The sequence below is a fragment of the Helicobacter canis genome, assembly GCF_900451095.1.
Lineage (GTDB): Bacteria > Campylobacterota > Campylobacteria > Campylobacterales > Helicobacteraceae > Helicobacter_B > Helicobacter_B zhangjianzhongii.
In genome coordinates, this window is record NZ_UGHV01000001.1 from 872,956 (window position 1) to 894,344 (window position 21,389).

At 44.0% G+C, this 21,389-nt stretch carries 20 protein-coding genes; 12 read left to right on the forward strand and 8 right to left on the reverse strand.

The features are described 5' to 3' along the window. The first annotated feature begins 1 nt into the window (after position 1). Together DX060_RS04065 and mrdA are read left to right on the forward strand one after the other, a co-directional pair. Entirely contained in the window at positions 2-496 is a 495-nt protein-coding gene (locus DX060_RS04065; protein ID WP_115011273.1) for a hypothetical protein, read from the forward strand. After that, a complete protein-coding gene (gene mrdA / locus DX060_RS04070) occupies positions 483-2,273 on the forward strand; it encodes a penicillin-binding protein 2 (RefSeq protein ID WP_115011274.1) in 1,791 nt (596 codons plus the stop codon). Before DX060_RS04065 ends, mrdA begins: the two co-directional genes overlap by 14 nt. A gap of 1 nt (position 2,274) precedes the next feature. Here mrdA and DX060_RS04075 read toward each other — a convergent pair whose 3' ends face one another. Genes DX060_RS04075 through ilvA form a run of 6 tightly spaced genes read right to left on the reverse strand, consistent with a single transcriptional unit; the run spans position 2,275 to position 10,103 of the window. Continuing rightward, on the reverse strand, positions 2,275-3,990 hold the full coding sequence (locus DX060_RS04075; RefSeq protein WP_181814179.1) for an AAA family ATPase: 1,716 nt from the start codon (positions 3,988-3,990) through the stop codon (positions 2,275-2,277). Next, on the reverse strand, positions 3,977-5,248 hold the full coding sequence (mtaB, locus tag DX060_RS04080) for a tRNA (N(6)-L-threonylcarbamoyladenosine(37)-C(2))-methylthiotransferase MtaB (RefSeq protein ID WP_115011276.1): 1,272 nt from the start codon (positions 5,246-5,248) through the stop codon (positions 3,977-3,979). Before mtaB ends, DX060_RS04075 begins: the two co-directional genes overlap by 14 nt. 11 nt (positions 5,249-5,259) lie before the next feature. Then, entirely contained in the window at positions 5,260-6,873 is a 1,614-nt protein-coding gene (locus DX060_RS04085) for a mechanosensitive ion channel domain-containing protein (RefSeq protein ID WP_258552192.1), read from the reverse strand. Between the two features lie 51 nt (positions 6,874-6,924). Beyond that, complete coding sequence (locus DX060_RS04090; RefSeq protein ID WP_115011277.1) at positions 6,925-7,626, reverse strand: pilus assembly FimT family protein; 702 nt, start codon at positions 7,624-7,626, stop codon at positions 6,925-6,927. Beyond that, positions 7,610-8,917, reverse strand: a complete 1,308-nt coding sequence (locus DX060_RS04095) for a hypothetical protein (protein WP_115011278.1) — start codon at positions 8,915-8,917, stop codon at positions 7,610-7,612. The genes DX060_RS04090 and DX060_RS04095 overlap by 17 nt, the downstream gene beginning before the upstream one ends. Continuing rightward, positions 8,895-10,103, reverse strand: a complete 1,209-nt coding sequence (ilvA, locus tag DX060_RS04100; RefSeq protein WP_115011279.1) for a threonine ammonia-lyase — start codon at positions 10,101-10,103, stop codon at positions 8,895-8,897. The genes DX060_RS04095 and ilvA overlap by 23 nt, the downstream gene beginning before the upstream one ends. Positions 10,104-10,303: 200 nt before the next feature. On the opposite strand from ilvA, the gene feoB reads away from it, so the two are divergent. Continuing rightward, on the forward strand, positions 10,304-12,499 hold the full coding sequence (feoB, locus tag DX060_RS04105; RefSeq protein ID WP_115011280.1) for a ferrous iron transport protein B: 2,196 nt from the start codon (positions 10,304-10,306) through the stop codon (positions 12,497-12,499). 78 nt (positions 12,500-12,577) lie between these two features. Here feoB and DX060_RS10830 read toward each other — a convergent pair whose 3' ends face one another. Continuing rightward, complete coding sequence (locus DX060_RS10830) at positions 12,578-12,757, reverse strand: hypothetical protein (protein WP_147278765.1); 180 nt, start codon at positions 12,755-12,757, stop codon at positions 12,578-12,580. 121 nt (positions 12,758-12,878) lie between these two features. Here DX060_RS10830 and DX060_RS11270 point away from each other — a divergent pair, with 121 nt between their 5' ends. From DX060_RS11270 to DX060_RS10835, 9 genes are all read left to right on the forward strand, one after another. Next, positions 12,879-13,052 carry a hypothetical protein gene (locus tag DX060_RS11270; RefSeq protein ID WP_181814180.1) on the forward strand — a complete coding sequence of 58 codons (174 nt, stop codon included), beginning with the start codon at positions 12,879-12,881 and terminating at the stop codon, positions 13,050-13,052. A 70-nt stretch (positions 13,053-13,122) separates the two neighbouring features. Continuing rightward, complete coding sequence (locus DX060_RS04110; RefSeq protein WP_115011281.1) at positions 13,123-13,614, forward strand: NAD(P)H-dependent oxidoreductase; 492 nt, start codon at positions 13,123-13,125, stop codon at positions 13,612-13,614. Positions 13,615-13,618: 4 nt separating this feature from the next. Beyond that, positions 13,619-14,374 (forward strand): TSUP family transporter, encoded by a 756-nt coding sequence (locus tag DX060_RS04115; RefSeq protein ID WP_115011282.1) that lies wholly within the window; start codon positions 13,619-13,621, stop codon positions 14,372-14,374. Positions 14,375-14,545: 171 nt separating this feature from the next. Next, entirely contained in the window at positions 14,546-15,274 is a 729-nt protein-coding gene (locus DX060_RS04120) for an amino acid ABC transporter ATP-binding protein (RefSeq protein ID WP_115011283.1), read from the forward strand. A gap of 26 nt (positions 15,275-15,300) precedes the next feature. Further along, entirely contained in the window at positions 15,301-16,077 is a 777-nt protein-coding gene (locus tag DX060_RS04125) for a transporter substrate-binding domain-containing protein (protein ID WP_115011284.1), read from the forward strand. A 30-nt stretch (positions 16,078-16,107) separates the two neighbouring features. After that, positions 16,108-16,866, forward strand: coding sequence for an amino acid ABC transporter permease (locus tag DX060_RS04130; protein ID WP_115011285.1), 759 nt, complete (start codon positions 16,108-16,110; stop codon positions 16,864-16,866). Between the two features lie 11 nt (positions 16,867-16,877). Continuing rightward, entirely contained in the window at positions 16,878-17,537 is a 660-nt protein-coding gene (locus DX060_RS04135) for an amino acid ABC transporter permease (protein ID WP_115011286.1), read from the forward strand. A 249-nt stretch (positions 17,538-17,786) separates the two neighbouring features. After that, positions 17,787-19,577: a DUF262 domain-containing protein gene (locus DX060_RS04140; protein ID WP_115011287.1), complete on the forward strand. Its 1,791-nt coding sequence runs from the start codon at positions 17,787-17,789 to the stop codon at positions 19,575-19,577. Between the two features lie 43 nt (positions 19,578-19,620). Further along, entirely contained in the window at positions 19,621-19,860 is a 240-nt protein-coding gene (locus DX060_RS10835) for a hypothetical protein (protein WP_147278766.1), read from the forward strand. Positions 19,861-19,939: 79 nt separating this feature from the next. On the opposite strand, the gene DX060_RS04145 is transcribed toward DX060_RS10835, so the two are convergent. Then, entirely contained in the window at positions 19,940-21,382 is a 1,443-nt protein-coding gene (locus tag DX060_RS04145) for a nicotinamide phosphoribosyltransferase domain-containing protein (RefSeq protein ID WP_115011288.1), read from the reverse strand. Between the last annotated feature and the right edge of the window lie 7 nt (positions 21,383-21,389).

The window sequence follows — 21,389 nt, forward strand, 5'->3', positions numbered from 1 at the left end:
TATGGTCCAAGAGATGAAGCACAACACCTACAAGCAAATCGCCAAAGTCGCTTTGCTGTGTTTTGTCTTTTTTATCTGGACTATGTGTAATCGCATATTTTTGTTTTTGCCGCCGATGATCGGGCTGCTTTTTATCATTTTTATGGATGTTTATCAGCGAAAAAATCTCATTGCTACCATTGGGATTCTCATCTGTCTTGTGATCTTTGAAGCCCAAAACCAGCTCCCGCTAGGGATCTTGCCTTTGGTATTTCTCATCGTGCGCTATATCATCACAGAAAAATTTAATTTAATCTTTGGGCATAACGCGCTTTTTGTCTTCTGGTATGTGGGCGTGCTATATCTTAGCTACTTTTTTGTGATGTATATTTTTGAGATGTTTGGCTTTGGGCTTGAGTTTAAAATGCATAGTATTTTTATCGTGTATTTTGTGTGTGAGTCGTGCTTGGGGCTTGTGTATGAAAAGCTCAAAAAGATAGCGAATGAAAAATATTAGTATCCCTTATAAAATTGTCTTACTCATTTTTGTGCTTGTGTGGATTATCCTAATACTGCGCATTTTTATCCTAACAATCCAGCGACACGACCATTATGAAAGAATCGCCAAGCGCAATATCTCTAAGCAAGAAGTGCTTGTGCCAGCTAGGGGGCTGATCTTTGATAGAAATGGCGAGCCCTTGGCGGTCAATGAGCTGTTTTTTAGCATTTATTTAGAGCCACTGCTTAGTGATAAAGACTTGCGCAATGCCATTGCAATGATTATCAAATATCTCCCGGATCAAAATTTCGATGAGCTTTTGCAAACCTACACAAAGCAAAATTCTGCCTATAACCACGATCTAATCAAAGTCATCGACTATATCCCAAGCAACGACATACAAACAGCCTATGCAGCTCTTATGCAAGAAGACAATATCCGCGTGCAGCCTACCTTCCGCCGATTTTATCCGCACAGCTCGCTTGCCTCGCACATCATCGGCTATGTCGGCAGAGCGGATAAAAATGATGTCTTCTATGATCCGGTTAGCAAATACACTTCTATCATCGGCAAAGAGGGCATAGAGCGGCACTATAATACGATCTTGCAAGGGCAGCTAGGCTATCGCAATAGTATTGTCAATGCTTATAATCAACGCGTATCCAAAGCAGAAGAGTTCTTCCCACAAACGCAAAACAACATCACCCTAACCATCGACGCCAAGCTCCAGCAAGCAATCGATGAAGAATACAGCGAGCAAAATGGCGCGGCTATCGTGCTTGATGTGAAAAGTGGCGAGATCCTTGCGGCTGGAAGCTACCCAGAATATGACCTAAATGACTTTGTAGGAGGCATTAGCGTGGCAAAATGGCGCGCCCTTACTGATAATCCACACACTCCACTTATCAATCGCTTCATCAATGGGCAATACCCTCCCGGCTCTGTCATCAAAATGGGCGTAGCAATGGCGATTTTAGAATATGGCGATGTCAATGAATACACCAAAATCGATACGCCTTACTCTGTCAAAATCGGCGAATGGCAGTTTCGCGATTGGAAGCAAGGCGGACACGGCAGCTCGGATATGTTTAAAGCCTTGAGAGAATCCGTAGATGTGTATTTCTACAAGCTCTCGCAAGTGGTAGGGATTGGTAATATGACAAATGTGCTTGGGACTATGGGCTTTGGCGAGCGCACGGGGGTGGATTTCCCGGGGGAGTCTAGCGGGATACTTCCCACGCCAAATTGGAAAGCGCAGCGATATGGGCTTACTTGGTATGTGGGAGATACCGTGCAAACCTCCATTGGGCAGGGCTATTTCTTGGCTACACCTATGCAGATCGCACGCTACACCGCCCTGCTAGCAAGTGGCAAGCTCCCCACGCCACACTTCCTTAAAAAGCAAAATAATGATGACAATATCATAGAGCCAGAAGATGTCCTAAATGACTTGCAAAAATCTAAGCTAGGGGCTATCCAAAAAGGTATGATAGAAGCCTGCAATGCCCCGGGTGGCACAGGCACGCGCCGAGTCTATGGCTCACAAGTCAAAATCGCTTGCAAAACCGGCACCGCGCAAGTTACTTCTATCCCGCAAGAAGTAAAAAAACGCGCCAAAGAAAGTGAGCTAGCCTACTTCCACCGCTCACACGGCTGGATGACAGCCTTTGTCCCAGCGCAAAATCCCCAATACGCCATAACAATCCTTATCGAGCACGGGCAAAGCGGCGGTAATGCCGGACCTGTGGTCGTGCGCATAGCCAATGAGCTCTACAAGCTAGGCTATATCAAATAGCCTAGCCTAATAATCGCTCTTGCAATCGCGCTAAAATCGCGCGATCTACCCTTTTCTCACACGCTTGTATCGCGGTAGAAAAAGTGGATTCTAGGCTAGAATCTAGCCGCTCTTCTTGTAGCAGTAGTGCTGCTATGGTAAGTATGCCTTCTCTATGGTGTGCGATAAAGTCCATAAGCGTATCTAAAACTTCAATCCCACTACAAGAAGCGTGAAAGATAAGGGTGTCTCCCACATTCTCTTGCGCGCTAAATAGCCCAAGCTCCTGCCCTTTTGCAACTAGCTCACGCGCCTTTTGATAATCGCTACCAAACACGCCAAAGCTATCTTTGCATAGAGTGCGCACCGCCCTATCGCCCACAAGGTAGAATCCAATATGCCGCAATAGCTCCGTGCGACTTAGTGTATCAATGCTAGATTCTAGTAGCACACTCTCAAACAAGCTTACCTTTTGCATACTAAGCTGATAAAAACGCCCATAGAGATATTTGCTTGAATGATAGATCGCATACACATCGCGCAAGCTGGATTCTAGTAGCGGTAGCCGCTTTAGCCCGCTATGGATCTTGCTATACACAGCATCAAAATCACGCATACTGATTTCTTGAGCGTGATTGCGCAGGGCATTAAGCGCGGCTTCATTGACAAGCGTGGCAAGACTCGCACCGCTAAAGCCTGAAGTCTCACTAGCGATTTGGGCGATGTCTTGGTGGAGATTATTAGGCTTGCTGGCAAGATACATTGATAGGATCTGCTCTCTTTCTTGCTTATTAGGCAGCTCGATGAAAAGCTTCCTATCAAATCGCCCACTTCGTAAAAGTGCCGGATCAAGCACATCGATATGATTAGTCGCTGCAAGCACGACCACGCCGCTATTATCGCTAAAGCCGTCCATTTCCACTAGCAGTTGATTGAGAGTGGATTCTCGCTCGCTATTATTGCTACCCTCCTTGCGCGCCTTGCCTATGGCATCAATCTCATCGATGAAGATAATACAAGGCGCACTAGCCTTCGCTCTGCTAAAAAGCTCTCTTACCCTCCTAGCCCCCACGCCCACATACATCTCCACAAAGCTCGCGCCACTTTGGTAGAAAAATGGCACACCACTCTCGCCTGCAAGAGCCTTGGCTAAAAGTGTCTTGCCAACCCCGGGCAATCCGCTAAGTAGCACGCCTTTTGGCAGACTAACGCCAAATCGCTGGTATTTCTGCGGATTTTTGAGAAAATCCACAATCTCTAGCAGCTCTGCCTTGACATAATCAATGCCTGCCACATCACTAAATCGCATACTAGAGTGCAATGGCGCAAAAGTGGATTCTGGGGGATCTTTAATCGCAGCAGCGTTGATTGGCGTGATATGCACGCGATTTTTACGCGATGCAACTAGAGCTATCCCCACCCCACACACAAGCAGGATAAACACAATCACAATCCCCCAAACAAACCACTTCGTGCTTGTTTTATCAATGGGCATTGTTTTGATAATGGCAGGATTTACTTGAGAGAGTAGGATTTTATACACTTGACTATCTTTGGCTTGGGCATAGAGGTAGTCATCTCTCTCCCAAAGCTTTATGATGAAGTTTTTTTGCAAGGCATTTTCTAGTGCAGCAGCTGAAATAATCTTGGCATTATCCTTTAGCACAAGCACCAAGCACAAAAGCAGCACGATCACCACTCCGCTAAGTCCCACCCACAAATGCTTAGATTTTGGCATAGTTATGCTCCTTAATGTCATACTCTGTGATCTCCACCCACTGCCCTAGCTCTTGGGTGGATTCTATAAAGATCTTATTGAAATGCTCATCAAGCCCCACATATACGCCGCCTAATTGCTTCTCAATCAGCACTTGCAAGGGCTTATCTTGCGCCTGTCTTTTGCGGCGGAAGGCAAGATTTGCTTCTTGTATATGCGTATTTAGACTATGTAGCCGCTCTTTAGCAACCGCGCCATTGACACGATCGCTCATACTAGCAGAAGCTGTGCCAGAGCGGATAGAATACACAAAAGGGTGGATATGTGTAAGCGGAAGCGTGCGGACATTGCCAAAAGCCTGCTCCCATACCTCTTCACTCTCTCCGGGGTGTCCTACAATATAATCTGTGCCAATGGCATAGCCTAGATCTGCGATTGTGTGCAAAAGCCTAGAATCTTCTTCAAAGCAATTAGCGCGATTCATTAGCTTTAGCATTGCATTGTGCGTGTGCTGCAAGGCAATATGCAAATGCCGCTCTAGCTTAGGGTGAGCTAATAGCTCGCAAAATTCTTCATCAATTTGGCTTGGCTCTAAGCTGCCGATACGCACGCGCTTTAGATCAGGGATAGCAAAGAGTGTGTGCAAAAGCTTTGTAATAGAGCTATTGCTATCCTTGCCATAGCTACCGACATTTGTGCCTGTAAGCACGATTTCTTGCACCCCAGAATCCACCAGCACTTGCACCTGCTTTACAATCTGCTTTAAAGGCAAGGAGCGTGATTTGCCCCGCACTGAAGGGATAATGCAATAGCTACACGCAAAATCACAGCCCTCTTGGATCTTGATAAAAGCACGCGATTTGCCCACAAACTCACTCACAATACTAGAATCCAAATGCGCTAAATTATCTTCATAGAAAAACTTCTGTCCTTGTGCTAGCTTGTCTAAAGCCTGTGCGATAGACTCTTTATGACTATGTCCTAGCACGCCATCGACCAAGCCCCTTTCTAGCAGCTCTCTGCCTTGAGTCTTCACCCCACAGCCTGCAAAGACCACGGATTTCCCTAGATCTCTTGCTTTTCTCACATAGCTACGCACGCTTGAGTCCGCGCCATTTGTTACCGTGCAAGAGTTGATTACAACAATATCTGCTTGCGCCTCTTCTAAAGTATGGGCAAAATCGCCTAGATTCTCGCGCATAATCTGTGTGTCATAGAGATTAGTGCGACAGCCAAAGGTTTTGAAAAATACTTTTTTCTCTTGTTTTATCTCTTTCATACAATGCTTTCTTAGTGGGATTTATCGCCAAAGCCATCATAAGGCGTTTGGACAAATTTTGTCGTCTCATAGGCGATGAAAATATCTGGCTCTTGCAAGATAGCCTGCATAATTTCTAGCGATATTTGACTGCGGAGTGTGAGCGTGGCATAGGCGTTTGTTTGATACCACACAGAAATGACAAGCCCATTTGTAGCGATAAAGCTATACACCCTAGGATCGACATTGGCGTGTTTGAGCGAGTAGCGATCGCGCATTTTACGCAAGCGACTTTTGGTAAGCTGGGTGTAGGATTTAGAATGCTTGGCTGTAATATCAAGCGCGATTTGCTGGGCTTTTTGCGCATTAGAATCAAAGGTGATACAAAAATCTATCCCATCCCACACTGTTTGCATACCATTATGCGTGTAATTGGCAATCATCATCGTAAAGACAAAGTTATTAGGGATAAAGACAATGCGTCCGGCGCGGCGATTATGCGCGAAGCTTGTGAGCGTTACATCTTCATACATCGTAATGCGTAGCATAGAAATATCTAGCACATCGCCTACATAGATACTGCCATCTTTTTCTACCCGAACTCTATCACCCACATGCACACTGCCTCCAAGCACGATCACAAACCACCCCAAAATACTCATAAACAAATCTTTCATAGCAATCGCAAGCCCAGCAGAGGCAAAGCCCAGCACCGCGACAAGATAAGTAACATTCTCCAAGTAAGCAAAAAGCAAAATAAGCACGATAATGGTGATATTAAAAAAATTGATAATTTTATTTGCCGTGTAGGTGCGCTCATTATCAGTGATATATCGCTTGATTAAAAGCTTAAGCCCAAGGGCTAGCCCGATACTAATAAGAATCGCCAAGGCGATATACATAAGCTTGAAGGTTTGCTTGTGGATTTGATGAGAGAGCAAGGCATAGACCTCATCATAGCGTTTGGTATAAATATCAATGCTAGTGGAGATGATATTATAAGCACTTTGAAACTCTAGCAATTCTGCTTGCACTAGGGCTAGCTCTTTGGCATAGTCTTTGTAGCTTTTACTAAGCTGCTCAAGTAGGCTATATTTGCGCTCAATGAGTGTCAGCACGATCTCTAGGCTCTGCTTATTGCTCTCAAATGCCGCCTTTGTGTTTTGCAAATTGTTGATAAAAGATAGCCCACTAATAATGGCAAAAGGATTGGTGATATTAGGGAGATCGCCTATCTCTGGCTTTTGGATTAGGTCTTTAAAGGGATCACTTTTAGCGTCCTTTAGCAAATCAAGCTGCCGCTCTAGTGTTTCTATGGCTAGACGCTTTTCATTAAGCGCGCTAATGTTTGTAGCATCTATATGCAAAATCTCATCTTGCAAAGTGTGCATTTGGCGCATTATGCGATTGTAGTTTGCATAATCTGTGTAGCGTTTAAGCCAAGGATTATTGCTCTGTGTCAAGGTGGTATTGATGGATACTAGCTCATCTTGTAGCTCTTTTTGCGACATTGTAGTAGAGTCTTTATGCTCTGTGTTAAGGGGATTTATCAGTGTAGAAGCTTGCTCTGGCGCAGCCTGCGCCAAAGAGCTACACAAAAGCCCAAGCACTAGAATCCTACAAACTCTCTCACACCACGCTTTCACGCACAATCCACCTTTGCATAAATAAGCCAAATTATAGCAAAACTCGCCAAATCAGCACCCTCTAGGGGCGATATAGGCATAGCCACTATACGGCAAGATACATATATACTTTGTATATGCGCCCTTTTTTAGTGCGATTTGCATAGGGGCTTGCAAGGCTCTAATATTTCTAGCGCAAAAGGGCTTGCCAAATCGATCAAAGCCTATGCGAAATGTATTGATCTCTTGGCAGGCAAATTCGGATTCTAAGATGATAGATTCTACCCCAAAGCTCTCATATAGCCGCACTAAGATCTCGCTATTATTGCGGCACTCTGTGGCGATATTATCATTGCTATATCCTGATAGACACCGCCTATTTTTGCCATTTATTGCGATAATATCGCCGGGCTGGGGCTGATTATCTCTATCTGTCGTGGGCGAAAATCTAGGCGTGTCAAAAAACACACTAAAGCTATTTAGCGTATAGATTCCACTTTGATGAAATTGGATCTGCCAAAAATTCTTACTAGAATCCAATAATTTATGCGGATCAATAGAAGGGTGCAATGCAGTAAGCGTAGAAGTCTGCTTAAGCGTGGCAAATTCTAAGGAGCTATTTAGAGCCAGATGCTGTGTATAGCGGATATAGGCTAGGGTGGTTAGGGCAGCTTGGTGCAATGCGTGCTTAGAGCTTGGCATAGCAAAGCTTGCAAACACACCTAAAATCACAATAGCAATAACTAGCTCAAGCACACTAAATGCGGCACGCATTACTTCTCACAAGCTTATATCTCGCCACGATCTTGCCTAAATACGCGATTTCTATCATCTCGCCTTTATGTGATATGGGCGTGGATTCTTCATACAAACACGCCGCACTACCTGCTTCAATCCCATAAAAGCTAAGGCGCAGAGCTAATGCACTATTTTCTACCTTTAAATGTTCTATACCGCGGCTTTTTAGGGCGTTGGCGACATCTTTTGCTATGTAGTAGGAGCGTGCGAAGTTGGGCTGGGGGCTAAAGAGATAGGTGATCTTATTGCCAAAGAGACAAAAGCTCTCAAAGCATAGCACCAAAAAGACTAGCCCCATACGCACCCTAAAGCGCGTGCGATACATTTTCAAGCGCACACGCATATCATTGTAGAATCCATACACCAAAACAGGTAGCCCCACGACACATAAGGGCGCGAATTTGGTGATGTCAATTTCTTGACGCAGGGATAGAAGCAGGCTAAAGATAAGCCCGCTCACACTAATTAGCACCATTAGAGAGTAGTCTTTATGCCTTGTGATAGCCGCATATAGCGTATAGATATAATACAAAAACAAAAGCGGAGAAAAGAGCATAGCAAATGCCCCTAGCACATCAAGCGCATACGCTTGTGGCACACCAGCAATAGAGCTAGAATACAAAAACATATTGATCCCAAAGCCCACAAGAGAGGTCAATAGCATCTTGCTCTTTCTATGCAAAATCGCATACACACCAAGCGCGATAAACAGCACGCAAAACACTAGATCCAATAGCCCAGCCAAACAAATAAGCACATAAGGGATTTTCTTAAAACGCAGCTGCACAAAGCAAATAGCTAGCAAAACAAAAATAATAAACCCACTCTCATAGAGCAGCAAGGCTGATAGATTCACACCCGGCAAAAGCGCATATAACAGCACTAGAAAGAGACTATCGCGCCTTTTACGCAAGTAGATTCTACCTATTAGATACATTAGCGACATATTGCCTATATGCACGACAATCAAGCTAAAGCGCAAGGCATAATCACTACTCCCAAAAATCTCTACACACACTCTTAGCCACACAAAGAGCCACGACTCACTGCTATGGAGCTTAATGAATTCTTTATAGCTGATAGAAATCTCGCTAATCATATACACCAGCAGCCCCACGCTAGCACACAGTACTAGCAAAAACCCAAAATCCACCACATCATATTTACGCCACTTGATATGTGCGCACCTATGTAGCCACAAACGCATTTGCAAAGCTGCACGCGCAAAATGCAAGCGCATAGCACTAGAGAATTTCTGTAAAGTCATAGCCATTTGCACGCAAGCAATCACAAATTGCCTGCTTGTGTTCTTGCCCCTTAATTTCAAGGGAAATGATCACATACGCATCGCCATAGGCGAGATTTGTGCTAGTCCTGTCATAATCAATTTGCACGATATTTGCTCCTGCTTGGACAAAAATATCGCTTAATGCCTGCAATGCCCCGGGCTTATCCACAAGCAGCACTTGGAATTGGAATTTACGCATAGTTTTGACTAAGCCCTTTTGGATAATCAAATTAAGCATTGTTACATCAATATTCCCCCCACTTAGCACCACGCCCACGCGATCATTGGCGTTTAAGGCAAGCTTGTTGTGTAAAAGAGCTGCCACACCCACTGCCCCAGCCCCCTCTACCACAAGCTTTTGATTTTCTAAAAGATACAAAATCGCTGAAGCGATCTCTTCATCATCGACTTGTATAATATCACTCACTAATGACTCTACATAGGAGAAATTTAGCGCATTGACATCGCGCACAGCGATACCATCGGCAATCGTGCGCACAGATTCTGCATTGTGCATACTGCCAGATTTAAAGCTCTCTGCCATAGCGGGCGCACCCTTTGCCGTTACGCCTATGATCTTAGTAGTGGGGCTTAGGTAATGATATGCTGCAGCGATCCCGCCGATAAGCCCTCCTCCACCAATAGGCACAAGCACTATATCTAGCTCCCTTTCTGCAATCATCTCAAGCGCGATAGTTCCCTGCCCTGCCATAACAGCTTCATCAGCAAAGGGGTGGATAAAGCTTAAGCCCCTATCTTGCGCGATTTGACACGCTTTGGCATAGGACTCATCATAATTATTGCCGTGTAGCACCACTTCTGCTCCTAGCTCCTTGGTGGCTTGGACTTTGAGCAAGGGGGTGGATTCTGGCATCACAATCACCGCAGGGATAGCAAAATGCCTAGCAGAATACGCCACGCCTTGGGCGTGATTCCCAGCACTTGCGGCGATCACACCCCTAGCGCGATCCTCTGCACTCATAGAAGCGATTTTATTAAACGCGCCGCGGATTTTAAACGCTCCTGTGCGCTGGAGATTTTCTTTTTTCAAATAAATATGTGCATCAAATCTCAAAGACAGCTTAGGAGCAAGAGAAAGCGGGATATACTCGATGATTGGCGCAAGCCGTTCTTGTGCCTGCTGCAAGGCTTGTAAGGATAGCATTTAGACTCTTTGTTTGGGATAGTGTAGATGTGGTGCTATTGTAATGCGCCAAGCTTAAAATCAAGCAAGATAGGCGCAAGTTATGGTAAGTGCCATCGATGAAAGTATGGCAATTTATACTTTTGTGGGTTATAATAATCAATCTTGATTTACATAAGTATCCCGCAAATTATTAAGAACAATACTAAAGGATAGATTCTATGTCGCACGCCACAAGCCCTAAGCGCACTCTTACTATCGCGCTTGTAGGACAGCCAAATGTCGGCAAAAGCTCGCTGATAAATGCCCTTAGCGGCTCGCATTTAAAAGTCGGGAATTTTAGCGGTGTAACGATTGAAAAAACCCAAGCAAGCTTCACCTACCAAAACACGCATATAACCATAATCGACCTGCCCGGCTCCTACTCGCTCAACCACTACTCCCCAGAAGAGAAAATCACCAAAGACTTCCTAGAATCTAGGCAGTATGACATCGTGCTAAATGTGCTAGATTCTACCAATCTCGCGCGTAATCTCGCACTCACAGGGCAGATTATGGATCTTGGGATAAAGATCGTGCTAGGGCTAAATATGATCGATGAAGCGCGAGATGAGCAGGTGATAGTCAATCACAAGCTACTAAGTGAGATTCTAGGTGTGCCTTGTGTGCCTATCTCTGCCAGCACAGGCGAGAATCTATCTCTCTTGCTTGATACGCTCCTATCCTATGCGCAAAAGCCCCTGTGTGCGCCAAAGCGCGTTTATAATGACAAGATAGAAAAAGCCATAGCCCAAGTAGAGCAATTTATCACGCAAAAGTCTTTCTACGAGCTACACGCCTATCCCAAAGCCAGCACGCCTTTATCTGCTAGAGGGCTTGCGATTTTGCTCATCAAGCAAGATAGCGCATTATATGCCTACTTGCACGATAAGCCCTGCTACCACGAGATTGTGCAATATGTCAATGCCGCGCGCAATGAACTCTCCCTAGCAAGCGATGAACAAAATATCGCAAGGCTTTTCCACCACGATGCCATAGCCTATGCCCAAGGTGCCGCGCAAGAGACTATCACCTACCCAAAATCCACTTTAGAGCAGACAAAAAATGTGGATTCTATCTTGCTACATAAACGCTTTGGGATTCCTATTTTTCTTGTGCTGATGTTTGTGCTATTTGAAGCGACCTTTTATGTGGGCGGGTTTTTTAAAGACTATATTGAGCTAGGCTTTGAGAATCTAGCAGAAGTGATTAGAGAGCATATTGTGGTAGAGGCATTTGCCTCCTTGCTGTGTGATGGCGTGATCGGCGGCGTGGGGACGATTCTGGCATTTTTGCCGCTGATTGCTGTGCTGTATTTTGGGATAGCACTGCTAGAGAGTAGTGGCTATATGGCGCGCATAGCCTTTTTGCTCGATGGCTTTTTTCATAAATTTGGCTTGCACGGCAAGAGCTTTATCCCGCTTGTAGCGGGCTTTGGCTGCTCTGTGCCAGCCTATATGGCTACAAGAACGCTCAAAAATCGCAATGAACGGCTTATCACGCTTTTTGTCATAGGCTTTATGAGCTGTAGTGCTAGACTGCCCATTTATGTGCTATTTATCGGGGCATTTTTTGATCAAAAGCACGCCGGGCTCGTGCTTTTTGGGATCTATCTTTTTGGCGCGATCATTGCGCTACTACTTGCCAAGCTGCTAAAGCTCTCGGTATTTACCGGGCACGAAGAGCCATTTGTAATGGAAATGCCAAAGTATCGAATGCCCAATTGGCGTGTGGTGTGGTTTAGCGTATGGAGCAAGGTGGTGATGTTTTTGAAAAAGGCGGCGGGATTTATCTTCCTAGGGTCGATATTGATTTGGTTTGCCTCTCAATACCCCAAATCCCCAGAGCTAGAAGAGCAATACGCCGCTAGCCAAGAAGCCCTAATGCAATCAAAGCAGTTTAATGCCCTAAGCAAGCAAGATCAGCAAGAAGCTCTATGGTATTTGCATAATGAATACAACGAAAACTTCTTGCGCCAAACCTACTCTGGCAAAATCGGCGAAGCCTTGCGCCCGATTTTTGCGCCGCTAGATTTTGACTGGCGGCTCTCTATCTCTCTTGTAGCAGGCTTTGCGGCAAAGGAGGTGGTCGTCTCTACACTTGGGATCCTCTACGCCCTAGGCGATGATGTCAATGAAGAATCCACCTCCTTGCAGCAAAACTTGCGCGATAATATCTCCTTCCCCACGGCGATTGCTTTTATTGTCTTTGTGATGTTTTATATCCCTTGCTTTGCAGCGACTATCACCTTTGGCAGAGAGGCGGGGGGGGTAAAGTTTGTGGCATATCTCTTTATTTTTACAAGCATTGTGGCGTATTGCTTCGCGCTACTTGGCTACTACTGCGCTTGGCTTGGGTATAAGTTTTTTATGGGCTAGATTGGTGCATTAACTTTAGCGATTCAGTCTTGGGCGAGCAATGCGATTGATTTTACAAATTTTGGGCGGTCATTACCGCTAAGGTAACTCCCGCCCAAAATTTGTAAAAAACACCCACAGCCCCACCGCAACCCTTAGAATCGTGCGAAAGTAAAACCGACTTTGTGAAGTTAAACACCCTTTAAAAGTGGATTCTAGGCTTAATGCCGTTTTTCTGTCATTGCGAGATTCTGCGGTAGCGGAATCGTGGCAAAGCAAGGCGAAGCCGCAGCTTCTTTAGTAATCCACTTTCACCCTAGAATCCACTTTTTGAAAATTAGATTCTAGGGTTGTGTTATGGATCGCCACGCCTTGCTAGCGCAAGGCTCGCGATGACAGATTGGGGCGTTTTGCTAGAATCCACTTTTTCAAAAGCCTGTTTTACTTCAGCACGATTCTAAGGATTGCGGTGGGGGCTGTGGTAGCTTTGCGGCTTATGGTAAAGGTTAGCGAACTTGGCGTTCGTGCCTTTGCCATAAGCCGCAACACTGCCGCATTGCTCACCCAAGACTGAATCGCCTACCACCTAGAATCCACTTTTACGAGTTGTGCTACAATAAGATCATTCACTACAAGGAGTTCCTATGCAAACGCTACTACTTTTTTCACATACATTTTGGGACAATTCTAAGGTCAATAAGGCATTACTAGAATCCGCAAAATCTCTCCCCAATCTCACTATCCACAATCTCAACACCACCTATCCAAATGGCACAATCAATGTCGCTAAAGAAGTGGAGCTACTTGAAAAAGCGCAAAAGATCATTTTCCAATTTCCGCTCTTTTGGTTTAGCACGCCAGCCCTTATGAAAGAGTGGCAAGACCGCGTTTTGACGCATATCCTCTATGGTGAGAATCCAAAGCTTCTGCACGGCAAGAGCTTTCAAATCATCACAACACTTGGTGGCAGCAAAGATAGCTATGATGGACACCACGGATATAGCCTAGAGACGATTCTAACGCCACTTACAAGCACCTTCAAATACTGCGGCTGCAATGTGCTAGAGAGCTATGCCATCTTTAGCGCGAAAGTGGATTCTATCCCCACGCAAGAGTATCTCTCACTTTTAGGCTAGCCGCGTGGATTTGGGGCTTGGCTGGTATATCACGCTTTTTATCGCCTCTGTTGTGGGTGGGCTAGTAGGCTCGCTCTCTGGCGGAGCTGGTATGGTAACAATGCCCTTGCTTTTGCTTAGTGGCATAAGCCCCTTACAAGCCCTAGCGACTAATAAACTTCAAGCCTGCGTAGGCTCTTTTACAAGTGCGGCGCATTATTATCACGGCGGCTTGGTGGATTTTAGCCAAAGTCGCGTGCTTATCATCATCGCGGTGGTGTTTGCTGGCATTGGGGCTTTTAGCGTGCAGTTTATCTCGCTGGATCTGCTGGCAAAGGCATTGCCCTTTGTGATGATAGGGCTTGGGATCTACTTTTTGCTCTCATCAAAAATCAGCGAGCAAGATCGTGCGCACTCTATCAACAAGCCCTATCTCTATGGCTCTTGTGCGCTTGCTAGTGTGTATGGCGGATTTATGGGGGTGGGGATTGGCTCATTTATCCTAGCGATACTTGTAGCAGTCGCTGGCTATGGACTTAGCAAAGCTCTAGCACACTCTCGCTGGATTGTCTTTAGCATCAATCTCTCTTCTACGGCGTTTTTCTTGCTAGGGGGGCAGGTATTGTGGATTCTAGGGATTATGATGTGTGTGGGGCAGATGATTGGCGCAAGCCTAGGGGCAAAGCTTGCTATCAAGCACGGGGCTAAGATTATCCGCCCAGCAGTGATCGTGCTATGCTTTGCTATCTCTACACAGCTGCTTATTAGAGAGTTTTTCTAGCTTGCTCTTTGGTGTAAAATAGCGCGTAGATTCTAGTAGCAGATTAAGAACATAGCAATTTGTAACAATATTTGCTTGCAAGGCATAATTTTATAGCATTATGCTAGTTCTGTGTGGTTTTATGTGCTAGAGTTTCGCAATTTCCCCACCAAATCAAAACCAAGGATAGTTGTGATCGAGCTAAAAAATGTCAATAAATACTATGGTAAGCACCGCGTGCTAAAAGATATAAATCTCACAATCAAAGATGGTGAAAAGCTTGTCATCATTGGACCAAGTGGCAGTGGAAAAAGCACTACAATCCGCTGTATGAATGGGCTTGAAGAGGTAAGCTCTGGTGAAGTGATTGTCGGCGGTATCCCGCTTAATCACAAGACAAAGACAAAGATATGCCGCGAGTATTGTGCTATGGTGTTTCAGCATTTTAATCTCTACTCACATTTAAGTGTGCTTGAGAATCTAACCCTTGCGCCCATTAAGCTACGAGGCAAGACAAAGCAAGAAGCACAAGAAATCGCCTACAAATACCTTGAAGTTGTCGGCTTAAGAGATAAAGCACAAGTCTATCCAGCCACACTTAGCGGAGGGCAGCAGCAGCGCGTGGCAATCGCTAGAAGTCTCTGCACGCAAAAGCCCTATATCCTCTTTGATGAGCCCACCTCCGCGCTTGACCCTGAGACGATACAAGAAGTCTTAGATGTTATGCGTGAGATCTCACATCAAAGCAATACGACAATGGTTGTCGTAACGCACGAGATGGGGTTTGCCAAGGAGGTGGCAGATAGGATCATCTTTATGGAAGATGGTGCTATCGTGGAAGAAAGCGTGCCTAAAGATTTCTTCGTATCGCCAAAAACCGAGCGTGCGAAGACATTTTTGGGTAAAATTTTGAGCCACTAGGCTAAACTTATTTTAAAGGAGTCGTAATGAAACTAGGTTTTAAAGGAATGCTGAAAGTAGCGGGTTTGTTTCTCGTATCGGGACTTTTTGCTTTACAGGCAAATGCAGGAATGCTAGATGACATTAAAAAACGCGGTGAGATTGTTGTGGGTGTGAAAAATGATGTGCCGCGCTTTGCCTTGCTTGATCAAAAGACAAAGCAGATTCAAGGCTTTGAAGTTGATGTGGCAAAGCTTTTAGCAAAAAGCATTTTAGGTGATGAGAAAAAGATTAAGCTAGTAGCTGTAAATGCTAAGACAAGAGGACCATTGCTTGATAATGGTAGCATTGATGCGGTTATTGCGACCTTTACAATCACGCCAGAGCGCAAACGCACTTACAATTTTTCACAGCCATACTATAAGGACGCTGTGGGCTTACTTGTGCTGAAAGAAAAGGGGTATAAATCTATCGCTGATATGAAAAATGCGACCATCGGTGTAGCCCAAGCAGCGACTTCTAAAAAGGCTATTGATGAGGCGGCAAAAAAGCTTGGTGTGAATGTGAAGTTTAATGAGTTTCCAGACTATCCAAGTATCAAAGCAGCCCTTGATGCAAAACGCGTAGATGCTTTTGGTGTGGATAAATCTATCCTTTTGGGTTATGTTGATGATAAGAGTGAGATACTCCCAGATAGCTTTGAGCCGCAAGAATACGGCATTGTAAGCCCCAAAAAAGACAAAGAGTTTGCTACATTTATTGACAAATTTGTGCAAGACAATAAGGCGCAAATTGATGATCTAGCCAAAAAGTGGGGACTATAAAAAGTGGAGAGTGTAGGCTTGGATACTGCAATGGCAGGGAGTGAGACTTTGGGGGAGAGTCTCTTTAGCTTTTTAGAATCTGTGGGTTTATACGATGAGGACAATCCTAGCTCAAATCCATTTGCGTTGTGGAAGTTTGCAGATATGCTTTCACACGCTGATGAGTTTCTATCAGGCTTTGGCTATACCTTATCGGTGAGTTGCCTTGCTCTTTTGATCGCGCTTATTTTTGGCACGATCGGTGGCGTTATGGCGACAAGCAGATTTAAGATTCTTAAAGCCTACACACGCATTTATGTTGAGATTTTTCAAAATACGCCACTTGTGATACAGATATTTTTCTTGTATTTTGCCTTGCCTCCGCTTGGGATTCACCTTGATGTGTTTAGTGTCGGTGTTTTGGGCGTTGGAGCATATCACGGCGCGTATGTGAGCGAGGTGGTGAGAAGCGGGATACTCTCTGTCCCAAAAGGGCAGTTTGAAGCCTCTGCTTCGCAAGGATTTACCTACACGCAGCAAATGCGTTATATTATCCTGCCACAAACGATTAAAATTATCTTGCCTCCATTGACAAATCAAATGGTCAATCTCATCAAAAACACTTCTGTGCTTTTGATTGTAGCGGGCGGGGAGATTATGTATGTGGCTGATAGCTATGCTGGAGATACGAGCAATTATGCTCCGGCTTATCTCTTTACCGCGTTGCTGTATTTTATCGTGTGCTATCCGTTGGCGTATTTTGCAAAATTTTATGAAGATAGGCTGAAAAACGCCCATCTCAAGCGTTAAGGAGATCTAAAATGGAAAATGTATTTAACGAGACCAACTTCCACTTTCTCCTTGATGGCTTGTATTTGACACTTATTGTAGCGGTGGCTACTTGTGTGATTTCTATCATTCTTGGGACATTTCTTGCTATCACGCGTAATTATGGCGGGAGGGTCGCACGCACTCTAGCGGCTATCTACATAGAGGCGTTTAGAAATACGCCCTTGCTTTTATGGATGCTAACAGCCGTGTTTGTTTTGCCAAGCTTTTTTGGGAGAGCTGATCCTGCGGTGTGGGGGACGATAGGCTTTTCGCTTTATACAAGCTCGGTTATGGCGGAGATTATCCGCGGTGGGCTAAACTCTATCCCAAAAGGGCAGTTTGAAGCGGCGTATTCACAAGGATTTAGCCAGTTTTTTACATTGTTTTATATCATCTTGCCTCAAACTTTTAGAAAAGTTATCCCTTCACTGCTTTCACAAATTATCACGACATTTAAGGATACTTCATTTCTTGCTGGGCTACAAATCGCCGAGCTTACTTATCAGTCTAAGATTATCCTAGCCCAGCTTACAAGCTTTGAAGAGATTCTTGTGATGATTGGTGTGGTGGCAAGCATTTATTTTGTGGTGTGCTTTAGCCTATCTGTGCTTGTGCGCTACCTTGATAAAAAAACCGCGTATGTGGGGTAATCTACTAGAATCTGTTGGTGTCTATTTGGATTCTAGCAGGTTTTCATAAGTAGTCTCAAAAGTATCCATAGCTCTTGCGTTACTTGTGATCTCTGCGTGATTGTTAGCAAATCTCCCTATATCTTGTTTATTGTGCTACCTTTTTACTCATAATCTCGCTTTTGCGCCATTTTTCTCGCATTTTTACAAAAAAAAAAAAAAACGACCTTGCGTTAGAATCCAAGTTAGATTCTATATAAAGGAGTATGTATGACTTTTCAATCAGATCAAAAATACATTGCAGAAATGCTAAGCCATAAGGGCGCAAAATTTATTATCCCACCATATCAACGCCCATATAAATGGGGGATAGATGAATGCGAAACATTGTGGAACGATATTATTAATGCCTTTAGAGAGAATGAAGGCAGAAAAAATGAATATTTTCTAGGCTCTATTATTGCTTTTTCAAATCCCAATTTCAAAAATAAATTTCAAATTATTGATGGACAACAGAGAATCACGACTTTTACCCTACTTTTTCGGGCATTTTATGAATGTTTTGAAACAGAAAAAAAGAAAGAGGATTATCCAAGAGAGTTTGGCAGTTGCGTATGGGAATATGTAAATAATAAGGGACTCGAATTTACAGAGCGACATTTACAGAGCGAAGTTGCCACAGATAGAGAGAAAGAGAATCTTAGTCAAATTTTAAGTGAAAAAATTGATGAAAAGTTCCTAGAAGAAGATAATAAGAAAATAAAAAATAATCGCTCGCCTTATGTCCAGAATTATTTGTATTTTTTGGAAAAATTACACAGCTTTAAGCACGACCAAAGTAATAGCTGGGGAGAGTTTTGTGATTTTGTTTTAGAGCAAAATTTATTTGTGCTATTTGTAGTATGCGATAGCCAAGAATCTGCAATGACAATTTTTAATACACTTAATTCTCGCGGAATGCCACTCTCCAATGCCGATGTGCTCAAGGGATATTTATATAAACACTATAAAGAGCAAGGCAATATCGATGGCTTTATTGATCAATGGAGTGAGATTGAGACAAACATAGAGAGTGTGGAGAGCAATAAAGATGTAGGGCTTGATTTTCTCTTTTTGCAGTATATGCACATTATTAGGGCGGTAAATAAAGACTTTAATACGACAACAATAAAATTTTTAGACTTCTTTACTTCAAAAGATGAGTCTAAAAAAATTGGGAACAAAAAAATACAAATCTGGGGATCATCGCAAAAGTGGCTTTATAAGGATGAAACAATGCCTTTTATTGCTTTACTTGCAGACTTTTGGCTACGACCACAATATTACTTATGCGGTAAGTCTCTTTACTATATGAATGTGCTAAGTATTTTTCAAAATAAGGGCTGGAAATCATTTGTGAGCTGCTTGGTATGGAAATATAAAGAGCTATTGTTTCAAAAAAATATTGACAAAAATGCAATTAGCCAATCATTTGAAGCAGCATTACTAGAATTGCTTCAAAAAATAAGTTTGCTCTTTTTGAGATTAGAAGCCACTAGCAATAAAATTGATCAATTAGTATTTAAACTAAACGCCAATCTGCTAAACAATGAAGCTATAACTAAAGAAATAGATGAAATTCCTTACCCATCATTTGAGACTTTTATTGAAAATATGTGGGAAAATAGAGCCAATAAAGCCAAGTATATTCTCTATCTTTATGCGTATGTGTATGATGATTTTTCACAGCCCATTGATGTAGCTGATTTGCAAGTTGAGCATATTTTGCCAAAGCGGTGGCAGAATGCCAATTTTAATGGCTGGGATGAAGAGAGTCATAAAGAGTATTTAGAGCAAATAGGCAATAAGATTTTGCTACCTAGTGCGAGCAATCTTGCCTGCCTTGAAAATTTCTTTGCTCAAAAGAAAAAAGAATATGCAGATTCTGCAAACAATCACCTAAAAGAAGTGCAGGATTTAGCCAAGCTATCTCAAAATGACTGGCTAAAAAAGGATATAGAGAGACGCAATGAAGAGATTTATACTCGCTTGAAAAACTTTTTTATAGGTAATGTGAGCTAATGGCATTTGCCCCTAAATTCTAGCAAAAAGTGGATTCTAGGGGGTGGGCGATTCAGTCTTGGGTGGGCAATGCGGCAGTGTTGCGGCTTATGGTAAAGGCACGAACGCTAAGTTCGCTAACCTTTACCATAAGCCGCAAAGCTACTACAGCCCCACCGCAACTCTTAGAATCGTGTTGAAGTCCAACAGGCTTTGCGAAAAAGCACATTTTCCGTCATTGCGAGCCGACAAAGTCGGCGTGGCAATCCATTTTCGTTTTCAAAAAGTGGATTCTAGGATTTGAGATATTTAGGGCGTGAGAGAGTAGAATCCACTTTTGCTAGCGGTCATAGCCTAGCTATATCTTTCTAGTATCTCTCCTACTATCTCCCTTGCACCACGCGTAGGAACTCTTGCTTACAAAACGCACGCAAATCGCGTAAGCTAGGCAGGCTAAGATCGGTATTGAGCCTATCATCGCTGATTTCTTGCTCTAAAAACTGCACGACCTCATAGCGTGCGTTTAGGGCGACTTTGCCAGACAAAGAGGTCTTTTCATTTCCGGTGATTGGCTGCTTGATGAGATTGTGAGATTTGCCATTGATCCTAGCCCAAGTCATCTTGCTCACAAGCCCCACATCATCGCGTATGCCGGAGTTATACGCGTAGCTCCCCACACCAAAGCACAAAAACTGCGTAGGATTATAGGCATTATCCTTGCACCATTTGTAGATTTCCCTAGCACGATCTAGCGTGATCGCATCGCCATAGATGATTTTGACTCTATCAAGCCCGAAATACTCATCAAGCAAACGGATCACACCCTTTTGCGCTCGGGGATCACTTGCTCCTTCATCGCCCGTAAGGATCGCAAAAGGATCGCCAGAATCCGGTCTTAGCACGATGGGCTGGGGTCGCTTCTGTATCATCATATAGGCTTCTTCATCATCTCTTAGTGCTTGGATAATCGCCCATAGATTCCAAGTATCCGCCACGATTGAGACCATAGAAGCAGGAAAAGTGCGCATTATGCGCTTGAAGCTCTCAAGCTCGCCACTCTCCCCACCTAGACACATCACGCTATGCTCACTCGCAGGGATCGAGCCTAGCATACTCACATCACCGCCGTAGTTTTCGCATACATTTTGCAATGCCATCATAGAATCACTCCCGCTGAAAAAGAGCAAATGCCCCATCGATGAAGCATAGCAATCAGCGATACCATTCATACCGCGCTGGGCGAAATCGTGGAAATTATAGCTCTCATCGATATAGCCGCCTGCGCAGTCGTATTCTATGCGCTTAAACAGCGCGGCTTGTGTGGCGACAAAGCAGCTCTTCCATAGCTCTGAATTCAAATAAGTCTCTACAAAATTCACAAACCAGCAGTGCTTTGCTTGATCGCAAGAGATGGTGATAATAGGCGTGTTTGAAGTGATGAAGCTGCCTTCAGGCAGGAGCTTAAAGCGAAGTGGCATATCCTTGGGCAAAGCAAGCCACTTATCTAGCAAAAATGCATAAGACTCTTGGGTAGGATCTAGCTTCATAAAATCGCTATACAAAAACGCTAGCCCTGCTTGCACACTCTCTTTAGGCGTATTGATAAACTCATCATATAAGCTATAAAGCTTTTGTATCGCTTGGCGCATACCAAAGGCTACGATATGCCCATTTAGCGTGCTTAGATCAAGTCTAGGATTGCGGCAGTAAAGCACGCTATATACTTCCTCCACGCCTTTTGGATACATTGCAGCGTGTGTATATTTGTAGCAATCCGCGATGAAGAGTAGCTTTGGGTAGGGGTGGTTATTACACTTTGGTTGCATATCTCTC

Coding starts and splice junctions, on each gene's coding strand:
- DX060_RS04145 (WP_115011288.1), bottom strand. CDS start 21,382: ATGCAACCAAAGTGTAATAACCACCCCTACCCAAAGCTACTCTTCATC.
- mrdA (WP_115011274.1), top strand. CDS start 483: ATGAAAAATATTAGTATCCCTTATAAAATTGTCTTACTCATTTTTGTG.
- DX060_RS04140 (WP_115011287.1), top strand. CDS start 17,787: ATGACTTTTCAATCAGATCAAAAATACATTGCAGAAATGCTAAGCCAT.
- DX060_RS04135 (WP_115011286.1), top strand. CDS start 16,878: ATGGAAAATGTATTTAACGAGACCAACTTCCACTTTCTCCTTGATGGC.
- ilvA (WP_115011279.1), bottom strand. CDS start 10,103: ATGCTATCCTTACAAGCCTTGCAGCAGGCACAAGAACGGCTTGCGCCA.
- DX060_RS04090 (WP_115011277.1), bottom strand. CDS start 7,626: ATGCGTGCCGCATTTAGTGTGCTTGAGCTAGTTATTGCTATTGTGATT.
- DX060_RS04065 (WP_115011273.1), top strand. CDS start 2: ATGGTCCAAGAGATGAAGCACAACACCTACAAGCAAATCGCCAAAGTC.
- DX060_RS04095 (WP_115011278.1), bottom strand. CDS start 8,917: ATGACTTTACAGAAATTCTCTAGTGCTATGCGCTTGCATTTTGCGCGT.
- DX060_RS04110 (WP_115011281.1), top strand. CDS start 13,123: ATGCAAACGCTACTACTTTTTTCACATACATTTTGGGACAATTCTAAG.
- DX060_RS04075 (WP_181814179.1), bottom strand. CDS start 3,990: ATGCCAAAATCTAAGCATTTGTGGGTGGGACTTAGCGGAGTGGTGATC.
- DX060_RS04130 (WP_115011285.1), top strand. CDS start 16,108: ATGGCAGGGAGTGAGACTTTGGGGGAGAGTCTCTTTAGCTTTTTAGAA.
- DX060_RS04125 (WP_115011284.1), top strand. CDS start 15,301: ATGAAACTAGGTTTTAAAGGAATGCTGAAAGTAGCGGGTTTGTTTCTC.
- mtaB (WP_115011276.1), bottom strand. CDS start 5,248: ATGAAAGAGATAAAACAAGAGAAAAAAGTATTTTTCAAAACCTTTGGC.
- feoB (WP_115011280.1), top strand. CDS start 10,304: ATGTCGCACGCCACAAGCCCTAAGCGCACTCTTACTATCGCGCTTGTA.